This window comes from uncultured Cardiobacterium sp. (genome assembly GCF_938028825.1).
GTDB lineage: Bacteria > Pseudomonadota > Gammaproteobacteria > Cardiobacteriales > Cardiobacteriaceae > Cardiobacterium.
Genome location: NZ_CALIZP010000074.1, coordinates 19,345 through 32,809, shown reverse-complemented (window position 1 = coordinate 32,809; position 13,465 = coordinate 19,345). Strand labels below are relative to the sequence as shown.

Genomic DNA, 13,465 nt, shown 5'->3' with positions numbered 1-13,465 from the left:
GCCGCTTGACGAAGCATTGATATCCACTACTTCGGCGGGCGATGAATTTTTGTCGTGTACGAAGAGCGGCGGATTAAAACCCGCCAAACGGCGTAAATACCGGGGCGTGTAGGGTGGGCCTTGGCCCATCATGACCCCGATTGCGGAATATAGACGGCAGATTAAAATCCGTCTCACCGTTTAACCCCGCCAAACGGCATAAATACCGGGGCGCGTAGGGTGGCTTCAGTCCGGCGAACAGGCGCAAGCCTGCTTTTTGCCTTCTGGACAAGAACAACACCACTTGGAGAGGGGCATTCGTTTGCATGACAAACGCCAATACCCAAAAAACCCCTCCCCCGGCCATGACACAAATGCGCCGAAAATAGCACTACAAACACTTTACAAGGCCGTAATAGAAACGTATAGTTTCTCGAAAAGCAACAGAAACCCCAAACAACAACACGTTGCTTTCTCTGAAAACCAACATTCAAGGCCGCCGCATGACAACCCAGCCCATTAACACCATCCGCAAGCTGCTGCTTTTTGTTCTGTATCTTGTTTGTAGTACTGTCCTACTCTCGGCTTGCAGTAAGCCTCAAATAGAGAGAATTGCGCAATTTCTGCAGTTTCAAAAGGAAGAAATAATTATAAGACAAGCTGTTAACAAGACAGTTATCTTGGTAGAGGATATGTTAATGCGCTTTAGGCAAAATAACTTGGCAAGGAAAAATATTCCATTGCCACCTCCTAGAGATAATAATGATATAGAGATGATTTTTGATAGTAGAAAATATATCTATGCCAAAATAGATAATTATTCTGGGATAGATGATAGCGAACTATATACTATGATGGTTTTGGATGCTAGCAATAAGACTATAGCATATCATACGACCCCCTTAAACCCAGGATGCCTAGGATATAATGCCATAAGTCAGTTAAAAATAAATTATAAATCACTAATAGATTTAAAACTATATAAAATGGATGCTATTATTTTCTGCGGAAGTAATCATGGAAGACACAATACAGCCTATTTTATGACAAAATATGGTGAAATATTAGGTGTGCTAGATTTTCTAGATGGAGAAGTAAATTTTCATCAAGCATCAGACACAAAAGATCTGTATGCTATTTTATACCTTGACTATTATTTTCCTGGTTATGGAAAAATCTCTTACAACAGAATTGCTAATATAGTATTTCAAGATGATTCTAATAATCTAATAATCAGTTATAAAAATCACGATAACTATTATATGAAAAAACCTAATCATCTAGATAAAGAGATAAGTAGTTATACCAAGATTAAGAATAAAAATAATAGCATTGATGAAAATGAACAAATAAGACGCATTGCTAGTGCTATTATTTATTTATTCTTATTTACTAGATGATGAAGAAAAACATTGTAAGTTTGTAGAGTTATTCCCTTCTGATCTATATGAGAGAATGGATAAAGCTTTTGATTTCCATTTTATTTGCAATAGGAGATAAAACATGGCTCTCAGTACTGAGCAAAAGAGTGCTAAAAATAAAATTATTAGATACGGCATTAAGAACGGTCACTCTAATAGAGACATTCAGTTAGCTGTTAATATAGCATATATTGAATCTAGCTTTAATGAAAATGCTAAAAATTCAGACTCAAAATCAATAGCAAAAGGACTTTTCGAATATAATGTAAATAACTGGAAAGATAGGCATAGTAACCTAGATAGAGATAATACAAACGATTAAATATCCGCTATCTATGGTGACATAAATGATTACTCAAATCGTTATAATAACTTATCTGATTAACAGAAATTAGATTTAACACGAGATGAATATATTTATATAAAACATCATGATGGGACAAATGCAACTAAATTTGGGATGAATGAAAGCCTAGGGAGACGCATATACAATAGCTCACTTACTAATGCTGATCCGAAAGACTTATCTGCTTTCGGATCTATAGATGAAATTTATGATTTAGGAAGAAATAGGGAATATTCTTATTCTTGGGGTGAAAATTCAGACTATGGTAATTGGTTACATACCATTAATCGCGACGGTATCTTCTTCCAATACGACCCCCTCACCCTCGGCCTGAATGGCAACGGCCTCGAAACCCTCGCCGCCAACGATCATGACGGCGCGATGTTCGACCACGAGCGGCTCGGCATCCGCACCGCTACCGGCTGGGTGCACGGCAATGACGGCATTCTGGTGTACGACCGCAACGGCGACGGCAAAATCAACAACGGCGGCGAACTCTTTGGCGACAATACCCTGCTCAAAGACGGCTCGACCGCCGCACATGGCTTTGCTGCACTGGCCGAACTGGATGAAAACGGCGATGGCAAAGTGGATGCCGCCGACAGTGCCTTCGACAAACTCGGCGTTTGGCGCGATCTCAATCACAACGGCATCAGCGAAGAGGGCGAAATTTCTTCCCTTGCGGACGTGCGCATGCAGTCACTTAACCTCGCCTATAAAAATGCCGACCAAAACCTGGGTAACGGCAATACGCTGGCCGAGGTCGGCAGCTACACCGACGCAGACGGCAACGAGCATGCTTATGGGCGATTTGCAGCTTGCCGCCGACCGTTTCCACAGCCGTTTCAGCGACCGCATCGAACTGACCGATGCCCAACGTCGCGAGGTCAACCTCGGGCGGCAGTGGCAGAGTGCGCGACCTGCGCGAAGCCGCCGCCCAATCCTCCGAACCGGCGGAAGTGTTGCAGCAGTACAAAAACGCGGCAACCAAAGAAGAACAACTGGCACTGCGTCACAAACAGATCCTGTGTGGGAATTGCCTTTCTGCCACCAAGCAACATCCTTCAGCCAAGTCGAAAAACATCAGCAGCCATCCATATTTTATTTTTGAAAAACAGCAAGATGTCACGTATTCAATCGACAGCAAAAAGAAGCAGGATGTGCGACTTTACAAGCTGGGATTAGGAGGGTAGAGTTTATACATGGATTTCAACATCAAGTACACAAAATATCGCACTTATGCCACAGAGATATTATGATTATGAAGAGAAAATAACTCATCTACAAACTCTAGAAGCCTCACCTACTACGGAAATGAATATTATGTCTCGTTCAGTTATCAATCGTTTTCAACCCAGCATACAAAATCCGCTTGTCCGCGGATGGGGGGGGAGTACGTTAACCGAAAGAGGTCAATTGTTTTGGCTTACCGCCGGGGTCGCCATGATGACTTTGATGTATAACGAATTCCTTGGAATTATTCTCGCTCCCTACTTTGGGTTTTGGTTCCCACTGTGGATTGCTTGGGGAGGCTACGCGTGTCGGTATCATTCCCGCCTGTCATTGGCATATTCCCCCAAACCTCGAGTGATTTGCTCTCCTCAGGGACTTACCTGTTACGATTCTTTTGGTTGAATCCGGTATCAGTGGCGTTGGTACGAACTCAAGAATATAGGGATTGCCCGACATCCTCGCTGTCTATATATTGAGCCGCGTCATGGTACGCCTTGCACTTACCGCAATAGCCGTCTTGAACATAATGATTACACAGCCATTATTGCCTATGCCCAACGATTTATAAGAGCATCGTCATTTGTGTTACCTCCCGCTCAAAGAATAAATATTGCCACTTTTGATTATTACGAAGATTATGTTCACAATGGGCATTTATACACAGCTATTGCCATAATTTGGGCCGCCACCATCCCTGTCGCAATATGTTTGCCTGAGTTGCCATTTTCAATGCTTGCGTGGTGGGATAAGTGGGATGATGCGCCCGATCGTTTGTTCACATATACTTATCCTCTATCTGTTGCCATTATTATATATGCTTCTATCAAGATACTCTCTCTTATAGGGCATATACATTTGAATCTATATAATATTGAGAATCCTAATAAATACTTTTCTATATATTGTGATGGGTTGCATTTTATAGCTAAGAAAAAACTTACACTTTATTGGCACGATATTATTGATATTTACTTAGATAGTAGCTACAGCCAAGGAACGATTTTTTACCACATCGTTATAACTGACCGCTTGGCTAATAAACGAGAGATTGAGCTTACGCCTAGCTATAATCAGGCTAGACATATTGTGCATACTGTTAAATCGATTATTGAAAAATCATCTTCTCCGTCCTCAATGCTAGACAAACCCTTGGATATGACCAATAACATCACACCAAAACATCACAAAATTTGCTATTAGGTAAATGCTATATTTTCTATTATTATAATCACCTCTACGATACAAAGTAAATTAGATATGAATACTATATTTGTACAAAATAAAAATTTATTTATCATATTATGATCTATAATGATTTTCTATCTTATTATTATATTGCCTGTATTTTTCTCAAAAGGCTCCAGCAGATAATTTATTTGATAGGGACGCAATGATCAAGAAAATAAATTTATACTCAATCATATTATTTAATGATGTTTATTTTACTTTATTAAAAATGGGGAAATAACACTATGAGCTTTTCAATATTGTTTAATCTCGTTGGATCAGCAGCCAGTGCTCTAAACAACATGGTTGGAGCAAGTATTATCTATGATTCATCTTGCATAGAAGAGAAAACAGGTAAAAAAGAAACTGCTTCTGAAGTTACCATAAAATCTGTTAGCGTAGGCGTGTAGCGTAGGCGTGGACGCAGTTAATGCTGCAGCGGCAACGATTAGCTGAGGGGGGGTTCCTACGAAAGCGACACCTACCTCTTCCGCGCCGGGCACGGCAGGGACATTGTCAGCGACTATGCCACCCAAGACGAGCAGGCCGACACCCTGCGCTTTGCAGGCGCGCAAGCGGGTAACGCCGTCTTCGACCACGACGGCTGGGACCTCAACATCAAGGCTTACGGCAGCGAAGACCAGGTTACGGTCAAGGACTATTTCTACAGCGACGGCTACAGCCGCTACAACTTTGCCTTCGGTGACGCCTCATACGATGTTGCCGCTCTCCGCAGCCGCAATTTGCTGAAAGACGGCCTGCCATCCGTCCCTGTGGCGGAAGAAAAAACCGCCGCGCAAACGGCTGATGGCGTGAAAGCGGAAGCCGCGCCTGCATCATCTGCCGGGACGATTCAGACGGCAGAAAACGTTGCTGCACAAGCGGCGGCAGATACTGCCGCCCCTGCGCAGTCCGGCAACGTAAAAGCGGAAGCCGTTTCCGCCGGAACAAAAGCCGCAACCGATGGCGACGCCGCCGCTCCGGTCAAGGCTTTGGCGACGCAGGCCGCAAGTGCCGATTCACCACAAGGCGCTACCGGTACGGCGGATGGCACGGCGACACCGGCGGCGGGCAGCGCACAAAGCACTACCGCCGCAAGCGATGCACGCGCTGCCGCTCCGGTCAAGGCTTTGACGACGCAGGCGGCAAGTGCCGATTCATCACAAGGCGCTACCGGTACGGCGGATGGCACGGCGATACCGGCGGCGGGCAGCGCGCAAAGCACTACCGCCGCAAGCGATGCACGCGCTGCCGCCCAGGCGCAGCACCTGATTGAAGCGATGGCGGCTTTCGACACCCGCAGCGCGGCGGCGGACAACCTCGCCGCCCCGCCGCTGCAACAACTGCCGCTTGCCGCAGCGGATACGGCGACGGTCAAACCGCTGCTGCCGTAACCGGTGCCAACCTGCGACCCCTCTCCGGCAACGGCGAGGGGTTTTTTATATCCGCGTGCCATAGGATAAAAATCCCTCCCGCCGCCATCATCACGGGAGACCCCCAATGAACTTCAAAGAGCAAATCCTGCTGTGACACGTACGGCGAAGGCATTGGCGGCCTGCCGGCGGGGGCGTCCTGCATCTGCCGGGGCACAGGAAGCGGCATGACCGACGCCTGCTTTGACGACATTGACGACGTAGCCGTAAAAACAAAGGAAACCCTCGCCCGCTGGTGCGAGAGGGGCAGGGGCGTTTGTCCGCAGGACGAATCTCATCCGGCGGGACAGACGGGCATTTTTGCCCTCCTCTGCCGCTTCGCGCCTCCCCGGGTATCCATAAAAAATGCGGGCATTTTTTCATGGGAGCCCCGCCTCCCGCTTGTGGGAGGCGGGGGCATCCGCTGTTGTCTGAAAGATTTTTTTGCGAGGCAGATACTTATGGTCGCTTGATGCCGTTCTTGCCAAGAACGCCAAAAAGCAGGCGCAGCAGCCCGGTGGGTTAAATCCCACCCTACGCGCTTGGCAGACCCGGTAATGGCGCCGCTTGGCGTCGTTCTTGCCAAGAACGCCAAAAAGCAGGCGCAGCCTGCCCGATGGGATAAAGCCCATCTACGCGCCCCGGCGACCACGCCGACCGGCGGCGGTCTTTATCCGGAGGTGTGCAGCAGTTGTTGTATCGCCGGGACGAGCAGCACGGCGAGCAGCAGCAGGATGGCTTTTTCGTAGCCGCGCAGGCGCGGGAAGTAGCCGAGGAAGCGGGTTTGCGCGTAGAGGAAGAGGGCGACGCCGGGGATGTAGAGCAGTGCCGCGAGCAGCAGGTGGTCGATGCCCGCCGCGTAGAGGATCCACAGCGCGTAGAGGGTGGCGAGCACGGCGGTGATGCGGATGCGCAGGGCGAGGCGTTCGCGCCAGGCGAGTTTCAGCAGGTAGGCACCAATCAGCAGGTAGGGCACGAGGATCATCGAGGTCGAGATTTTCAGCAGGGTGTTGTAACTCTCGCCGGTCAGCCGCACCAGCAGCAGGCAGGCCTGGATGGTCAGGCAGGAGAAAAGCAGCGAGTGGTGCGGCACACCGCGCGCGTTTTGCGCGAGGAGGGTTTTGGGGAAGGCGCCGTATTGGGCACCGTAGTAGGGCACTTCCATCGAGTAGAGGATCCAGCTCAGGTAGGAGGCGAGCACGGAGACGATGAGACAGAGGGTGATGATGATTTTCCCCGCCGTGCCCATCATCGCTTGCAGCACGCCTGCCATGGAGGGATTGGGCAGGGCGGCGATATCCGCGCGTGCCAGGATGCCGAGGGTCAGTACGGTGATAGCAATGTAGAGAACCAGGGCGATGAGGATGCCGAGCACGGTGGCGAGGCCTACGTCGCTGCGCTTTTTCGCGTGCGCGGAGAGGATGGCCGCGCCTTCGACACCGGTGAAGACCCACAGGGTAATGAGCATGGTGCCCTTCACCTGGGTGAGGGTGGAGGTGCCCAGCGTCGCGCCGTTGAAATCGGTGTTGAAGGTCGCGCCATTGAAGTACCACAGGGCGAGGGCGATGAAGAGCAGCAGCGGGAAGACTTTGACGATGGTGGCGATGAGGTTCACCCCCGCCGCTTCTTTCACGCCACGCGAGGCGAGCCAATAGACCGCCCAGACGATGAGGGATTCGCCCATGAAGGCGTAGAAGGTGTTGCCCTGGCCGAAGATGATGCGCTCCGGTGTGTCGGTGAAGGTGCCGATGCCTTCAAAGGCGACGACGAGGTAGCCGGTCACGCCGATGGTGGCGCAGAGCCAGTAGCCCCAGGCGGAGAAGAATCCGACGAGCTCGCCGAAGCCGGCGCGGGCGTAGGCGTAGATGCCGCCGTCAAGATCGGGGCGCAGGCGCGACAGGTACCAGAAAGAGAGGCCGAGGGCGATGATGCCGACGCCGGTGATGAGCCAGCCGATGAGAAGGGCTTCGGCACCCGCGACTTCCGCCATGTTCTGCGGCAGGCTGAAGATGCCGGAGCCGATCATGGAGCTGAGGACGAGGGCGGTAAGGGCGGTGAGGCCGATTTTTTGGGGTTGCATGGGGTTCCTTGTGGGAAGGTTCAGGGAAGGGAGGGGTTGGAGAGGCGCATACCGGTAGCGGAGAAATCGCCGGTGTGGCGGGTGAGCGGGATGAGGCCGTGCTGTATGGCCGTGGCCGCAATCCATGCATTGTTTTCCGGTGCGGGGTCGGGAATGTGCAGGCGGGCGCAGATGGCAGCGGTTGCTGCGTCAATGGGCAGGATGCGGTTGGCGAAGTTCGTCTTGTTTAACCATTTCGCCACATTGGCATCAATGCGTTCGGGGCGACGGGTTTCGCTGATGATGTCGGTATCCGGCAGATACACGTTCATTCCCCGAAGTCCACGGGGCGGCGTTGTGCCTTGCTGCGCGGCGGGATGTCGGGCTCGATGTCGCTGACATCGGGATGGTCGAGGCTGCGCAAGATGTCGGCAATGGTGCGCCGCTCACCACTGATGCGTTGATATTCGTCGTAGCGCATCAGCACTTGCGGCAGTCACCCGGTGCGGGTGATGAGGACGGGGGCATTGTCTGCCGCCTGTTGCGCGGCATCGGGGTTGTTGCGCAGTTGTTGTGCGGTGATGGTGTGCATACTGCTCTCCTGAAAGGTTTTGTATGTCCTCAGGCCTTGGCCCAGGCGCGGAAACTTGTCGGGTTGCGCGAACTGAGGATGACTTTGCCGTTGCCGCTGAATTTGAGCACCACCGCTTCGCCACTCGTCACGCTGTTAACGAGGTTGCCGATGAGGCCGCGACTGTTGCCGGTGGTTACCGAGATTTCGTAGTGCAGGCGGCTGTCCCAGGCGACGACATGGCCGTTGTCGATGATGACCGGGTTGTCCGCCGCGACATCCAGGGTGAAAAGCGTGCCGAAGCCGTTGACCACCAGCTGCCCCTCGCCCGCCGTCTGGCCGATGAGGAAGCCGCCGGTGCCGGCAAAGAGCGCCGAGCCGATGTTCTGCATCCGTGCGGTGAGGGAGACACCGCTGGTTGCGGCGAGATAGGCGCCGTCGTTCAGGTTGTACTGGGTTTTGCCGATGTCGAGGATTTCCAGGTCGCCCGGCATGAGCGGGGCGAGCAGGCAGTCGCCGTCGCCGCGTTCGGCGCGGATGTGCTGCTGGAAGAAACTTTCACCGTTGGCGAGGCGGCGCACCAGCGCACTCATGAAACCGCCCTGCATCTTGCCGCGCAGTTCGAGGGTGTGGTCCATCATCACCATGGCGTCGCTTTCGCAATAGATTTCTTCGCCACGGCGCAGGCGGACGTGCAGGAAGGGGTCTTGTTCCCCGGTGGGGGTGAATATGGGCATGGGGGGTCCTTGTCGTTGGGGGCGGATGCAAAAAAGCTGCCCGGCGGGGCAGCTTTCATTATAGAAGCAGCGGCTCAGATATTGACGCCGTAGTTCTTTGCCAGCGGGCCGAGGCCGCCCTTGAAGCCCTGACCGATGGCCTTGAATTTCCACTCGCCGTTGTGGCGGTAGATTTCGCCGAAGATCATCGCGGTTTCGACGGAGGCGTCTTCGGAGAGGTCGAAGCGGGCGACTTCGGTGTTGTTGTCCTGGTTGACGCAGCGGATGAAGGCGCTGGATACCTGGCCGAAGTTCTGGCCGCGCGCTTCGGCGTCGTGGATGGTAACGGCGATGGCGATTTTTTCGACATCTGCCGGGACTTTGTTCAGCTCGACGATGATGGCTTCATCGTCGCCTTCGCCTTCGCCGGTGCGGTTGTCGCCGGTATGGACGACGCTGCCGTCGGCGGATTTCGGCTGGTTGTAGAAGATGAAATCGGCGTCACTGCGGACTTTGCCGTTCGCGCCGAGGAGGAAGGCACTGCCGTCGAGGTCGAAATCGGCACCGTCGGTGGCGCGCACGTCCCAGCCGAGGCCGATGAGCATTTTTTGCATGCCGGGGGCTTCTTTGCTCAGGCTGACGTTGCCGCCTTTTTGCAGACTGATGGCCATAAGGGTTCTCCTGTGTGTTGAATTTGAAGGGGTTTGCAGTTGCTGCGGGCACGATTATATAGGAAAGCCCGCCGGCGGGCGGGCTTCTGCGGGGGTTATTGGCGTTTGCCGCCAAAGCCGCCCCATACGGTGCTGCCGTCCTGGTCGATGTGGCTGTAAGAGCCGAAGATTTCTTCAGCCAACGGCCCGGCAAAATTACCGCCAATGACGGTTTTTTTCTCGTCGGCGCCGAGGAAGCCGTTGTCATTGATGTGGGCGCCGGTGATGCCGCCGCTGTGCGACGGGGTGCTCACGCCGGAGTCGCGGGTTTTTTGCGCGAAATCGGCGCGGGCGTTCATCGTGCCGGTCTCGGTGCGCAGGTACTGTTCGCCCTTGTCGTGGAAGTTGAGGATGCTGTCGCCGCTGTATGTGGCGCTGCCGCTATCCGGCATCTGCGTGGTCTGCTCGCCGCGCATGAAGGCCATGCGTTGTTCACCAAAATCCAGATTGCCGAACTGGATGTAACGGTAGCTGTTGTCGCTGATCTGGAAGGACTTGTAGGAGAGGTCTTCTTTGCCGTTGATGTCGTTGAAGATGAGCAGGCCGCCTTGGTGTGCGTTTGCGGCGAAGGTCGGCAGTTTGATTTGCCCGACGCTGAGGTTGCCCTGGTCGCGGATGCTGCGGGAGATGGGGGTGCTGAGGATGCCGGTCATCAGGGTGTAGGTAAAGCCGCTGAGTTCGCCGCTGCGCGGGGTGATGGTCAGCGCGCTGTTGTCCGTTTGCCCGCCGTCCACCGGGGTGTTGTTGCCGGGCCGGGTGATGAGGGTGCTATCACCCGGGCTGCCGGGTATCGGCAGGCCGGATGGCAGCGGCGGCGGTGTTGTTATCGCTGCTGCCGCCGCAGGCACTGAGCAGGGCGATGGTGAGGGTGGCGAGGATGGCCTGATTTTTCACGGGTTTCCTTATGGGATTGGGATGAAAAGGGCGCGCATTGTACAGAAGCGGCGTTTGGGCGCGATGCGGGCTTATTTCACCGCCGCAATCCACGCCTCGATCTGCGCGACGGCGGGCGCAATCTGCGGATGCGCCGACCATGCGTCATCCACCGGCGCGCTGGGGGTGGCGTCGTGGTCGGCGTTGTCGAGGTAGAGCGCGGCGATGGCGGCGGCGGTCGCCGCCGTGGGTTCGCTTTGCAGGTTGCGCCAGTAGTCGAGCGCGGTCGCGAAGGCGAGGTTTTTCGGCGCGACGTTGTCGGCGGGGTAGTCGTCGCCGAGGACGGCGGCGACCTGGTCGAGGCTGTCGAGTTCGGCACCGATGCGGCGTTCGTTCCAGTCCTGCCCGCGCACGAGCAGGCGCAGGCGGCGGTAGTGCGGCTGCTCGATGGTGAGTTCCTGGGCGATTTCTTCGTCGAGAATCTGCGTTTCCAGCGCGGTGATGACTTTGCGCGCGAAGCGTTCAAGGGCGGCGTTGCCGCAGTCTTGCAGTTGACCGAGCAGGTGGTCGAGGGTGTCCTGATAGTTCATGGTTTACTCGCGGTTGGCGCCGAAGACGGCGGTGGTGTCGGGATAAAGCGGGCGGTTAACGGCGGCGGGCAGGCTGAACTGCCCGACGACGTGCTGCGCATTCGGCCCGGCAAAGGTAGCATCGAGGATACCGCCGCTGTACGGCACGGATTTTTCCAGGCTGCGGTCGTTGTAGTGGACATTGCCGTTGATGCTGCTTCCGGCAATGGTGCCCTGCACGTCGAGCGGCTGCCCGCCGACCGCCGAGAGGCCGCGCACGTTGCCGCTGACCGCGCGGCTGCCGAAATCGACGGCGAGGCGGATTTGCCCGTCTTCGGCATCGCGGTAGATGACGTTGCCGCTGTAAGCCGCCGTGCCGCTGCGTGGCAGGGCGACGGCGGGCGTCGGTTGCAGCACATGGAAATGGCGGTAGCGGTCGCCGTCCGCATGGTAGCTGCCGAAGGTGGCGTAGGAGAGATTGCGGTAGAGCAGTGCCGCACCGCCGCGTGTCTGCGCGCGGAAGGCACCGCTGCCGCCGTTGAAGTAATAGGCGTTGTCGCGGTCGGCGGCGGGGATGCAGCTGCGGCAGACGTTGCTTTCCGGGAAGTAGCGCATCACGCCGTCGCCGTCGGTGCGCGCGGTGGTGGCGGCGAAACCGTTCAGGCGGCGCCAGCTTGCCGTTTGCGGTGCGGCTCTGCCGTCGCCGCCGATATTGCCGGGCGGCACGAAGGCACCGCTGCCGATATTGCCGCCGTTATTATTGTTGTTGCGCTGCCAGCCGTTGTGGTAGGTGTTGACGGTGAAGCCGGGGCCGTTGATGGAGACGGCGACATCGCTGCCGCCGCAGGCGGCGAGCAGCAGGGCGGACGTGAGCGCGCATAAGCCGTTGAGGAAACGCATAAAACCTCCTGATTACGAAAGCCTCATTGTAGCGCACAGACGCAGGCTCGTCGGGCGCAGGCCGCGTCCCGCCGCCGCCCGCCACACTTCGCGGAAACCCAGCGCCTGCCAGAACGCCGCCAGTTCCGCGCTGTGGCCGTAACTCACCCCCAGCGGCGCGGGGCAGGCCGCTTGCGCCGCGTGCAGCAAGGCCGTGGCGACGCCTTGCCGCCGCAGGGCGGGGTGCACGGCGATGCGGCTGATGCGCGCCCAGGGGCGGTTCAGGCGCGCGTCCTGCAAATGCACGAGCAACTGCTGCAACAGCAGCCGTCCCTGCGGCCGCCGTTCGCCGCGCAGCACCGCTGCCGCGAGCGCGGGCGGCAGCGGCGATTCCAGCAGGATGGACAGCACCCCCGCCACCCGCGCGCCGTCGGCGGCGACGAACAGCATCTGCTGCGGCACATCCAGCAGCCGCTTCAAATCCTCCGGCGTGGTGCGGTAATGCGCGGCGAAAAGCAGGGCGAACACCGCCTGCAACAACGCCTCATCACTAGCGAGTGCCGCCCGCCCGACCTGCCGCACCGCCCACGCTGCGGGCGCTCCGCCCAACAGCGGTTGCAACAAAAACGCCGCATCCAGCGCCGTTTCCAGCGCGTCGCCATGTGCGAAACGCCACGCCTGCCGCTCGACAACCACCGCCGCGCCATCGCGCGCGACCAGCTGCGGCAACACCTGCAAGGAAAACACCCGCCCGTGCCCCTCATAGCCGTCCTCGCTGGCGGCAAGCGTATAACGCGGGAAACGCGCCGTCAGCGCCAGAAGCTGCGCGGGCGGCACGGCGGAGGCTTCATCGACCAGCAGAAAATCCGCCTGCGGCGCGCGGAAGAGCGCATCATCGGGCGCGAGGAAAAACACGTTCGCCATCCCCGCCAGCAACGGCTGCAAGCGGGTGAGATTGCTGCGAAACGGTGCCACCACCAGCAGCCGCTGGTCCGCCCCCAGCCAGCGCGCCTTCGCCGCCAGCCGCGACGACTTGCCGCGCCCGCGCCGCCCGACGAACACCTGCGGTGCCTCGGTGAAGGCCACCGCCTCCGCCTGCGGCGCGACATCCGCCGCGCCTGCCCCGTCGGCGGCAAAACGGCGCAGGCGGGCATTAAAAAAATCCGCGCAACCATCGGACGGGACGCCAAAATCGAGCAGGCGGCGGTGATCCGGGTCGCCGTCCGGGTAAGCGGGCGGCAAAAACAGCAGCGCATCGTGCCCGTCCGCGACCGTCCCCGCCAGCGCGGCAAAGGCATTGGGGAAAAGCCCACCCGTGGCGTCATACGCCAGCCCCGCGCGCGACTGTCCCAAATAACGGCGAAAATCGCGCAGCGGCACATCCCGCCCGAACACCCCGCTTGCGGGCAAATCCCCCGCCGCCACCAGATGCAAACGCCGCATAACACCTCCCAAAAACCACGTACCGTA

The 13,465-nt window shown here is 56.2% G+C and carries 16 protein-coding genes; 6 read left to right on the top strand and 10 right to left on the bottom strand.

Features of this window, described 5'->3' with window-relative positions; all coding sequences use genetic code 11:
• The first annotated feature begins 482 nt into the window (after positions 1-482).
• The 6 genes from Q0562_RS11310 (at position 483) to Q0562_RS11285 (ending at position 5,600) form a co-directional block, all read left to right on the top strand.
• On the top strand, positions 483-1,379 hold the full coding sequence (locus tag Q0562_RS11310; RefSeq protein WP_298644453.1) for a hypothetical protein: 897 nt from the start codon (positions 483-485) through the stop codon (positions 1,377-1,379).
• Positions 1,380-1,482: 103 nt separating this feature from the next.
• Positions 1,483-1,722, top strand: coding sequence for a hypothetical protein (locus Q0562_RS11305; RefSeq protein ID WP_298644452.1), 240 nt, complete (start codon positions 1,483-1,485; stop codon positions 1,720-1,722).
• Positions 1,723-1,860: 138 nt separating this feature from the next.
• The gene (locus Q0562_RS11300; protein ID WP_298644450.1) at positions 1,861-2,931 is read left to right on the top strand and encodes a hypothetical protein; all 1,071 of its coding nucleotides are present in this window, start codon (positions 1,861-1,863) and stop codon (positions 2,929-2,931) included.
• A gap of 630 nt (positions 2,932-3,561) precedes the next feature.
• The gene (locus Q0562_RS11295; RefSeq protein ID WP_298644449.1) at positions 3,562-4,179 is read left to right on the top strand and encodes a hypothetical protein; all 618 of its coding nucleotides are present in this window, start codon (positions 3,562-3,564) and stop codon (positions 4,177-4,179) included.
• 272 nt (positions 4,180-4,451) lie between these two features.
• Positions 4,452-4,616, top strand: coding sequence for a hypothetical protein (locus tag Q0562_RS11290; RefSeq protein WP_298644447.1), 165 nt, complete (start codon positions 4,452-4,454; stop codon positions 4,614-4,616).
• A 333-nt stretch (positions 4,617-4,949) separates the two neighbouring features.
• The gene (locus Q0562_RS11285; RefSeq protein WP_298644444.1) at positions 4,950-5,600 is read left to right on the top strand and encodes a hypothetical protein; all 651 of its coding nucleotides are present in this window, start codon (positions 4,950-4,952) and stop codon (positions 5,598-5,600) included.
• 688 nt (positions 5,601-6,288) lie between these two features.
• On the opposite strand, the gene Q0562_RS11280 is transcribed toward Q0562_RS11285, so the two are convergent.
• The 10 genes from Q0562_RS11280 to Q0562_RS11235 form a co-directional block, all read right to left on the bottom strand.
• On the bottom strand, positions 6,289-7,698 hold the full coding sequence (locus tag Q0562_RS11280) for a basic amino acid/polyamine antiporter (protein ID WP_298644442.1): 1,410 nt from the start codon (positions 7,696-7,698) through the stop codon (positions 6,289-6,291).
• A gap of 20 nt (positions 7,699-7,718) precedes the next feature.
• Positions 7,719-8,003: a hypothetical protein gene (locus Q0562_RS11275; RefSeq protein ID WP_298644440.1), complete on the bottom strand. Its 285-nt coding sequence runs from the start codon at positions 8,001-8,003 to the stop codon at positions 7,719-7,721.
• Positions 8,004-8,005: 2 nt separating this feature from the next.
• Positions 8,006-8,158 carry a hypothetical protein gene (locus tag Q0562_RS11270; RefSeq protein WP_298644438.1) on the bottom strand — a complete coding sequence of 51 codons (153 nt, stop codon included), beginning with the start codon at positions 8,156-8,158 and terminating at the stop codon, positions 8,006-8,008.
• 140 nt (positions 8,159-8,298) lie between these two features.
• On the bottom strand, positions 8,299-8,985 hold the full coding sequence (locus Q0562_RS11265; RefSeq protein WP_298644436.1) for a TIGR00266 family protein: 687 nt from the start codon (positions 8,983-8,985) through the stop codon (positions 8,299-8,301).
• A gap of 74 nt (positions 8,986-9,059) precedes the next feature.
• Positions 9,060-9,635 (bottom strand): TerD family protein, encoded by a 576-nt coding sequence (locus Q0562_RS11260; protein WP_298644434.1) that lies wholly within the window; start codon positions 9,633-9,635, stop codon positions 9,060-9,062.
• A gap of 95 nt (positions 9,636-9,730) precedes the next feature.
• Complete coding sequence (locus tag Q0562_RS11255; RefSeq protein WP_298644433.1) at positions 9,731-10,408, bottom strand: transferrin-binding protein-like solute binding protein; 678 nt, start codon at positions 10,406-10,408, stop codon at positions 9,731-9,733.
• Positions 10,409-10,445: 37 nt separating this feature from the next.
• Complete coding sequence (locus tag Q0562_RS11250; protein ID WP_298644431.1) at positions 10,446-10,568, bottom strand: hypothetical protein; 123 nt, start codon at positions 10,566-10,568, stop codon at positions 10,446-10,448.
• A gap of 71 nt (positions 10,569-10,639) precedes the next feature.
• Positions 10,640-11,137, bottom strand: a complete 498-nt coding sequence (locus Q0562_RS11245) for a hypothetical protein (protein ID WP_298644429.1) — start codon at positions 11,135-11,137, stop codon at positions 10,640-10,642.
• A gap of 3 nt (positions 11,138-11,140) precedes the next feature.
• Positions 11,141-12,016: a factor H binding protein domain-containing protein gene (locus Q0562_RS11240; RefSeq protein ID WP_298644427.1), complete on the bottom strand. Its 876-nt coding sequence runs from the start codon at positions 12,014-12,016 to the stop codon at positions 11,141-11,143.
• Positions 12,017-12,028: 12 nt separating this feature from the next.
• Complete coding sequence (locus tag Q0562_RS11235) at positions 12,029-13,438, bottom strand: GNAT family N-acetyltransferase (protein ID WP_298644424.1); 1,410 nt, start codon at positions 13,436-13,438, stop codon at positions 12,029-12,031.
• Positions 13,439-13,465 lie beyond the last annotated feature (27 nt).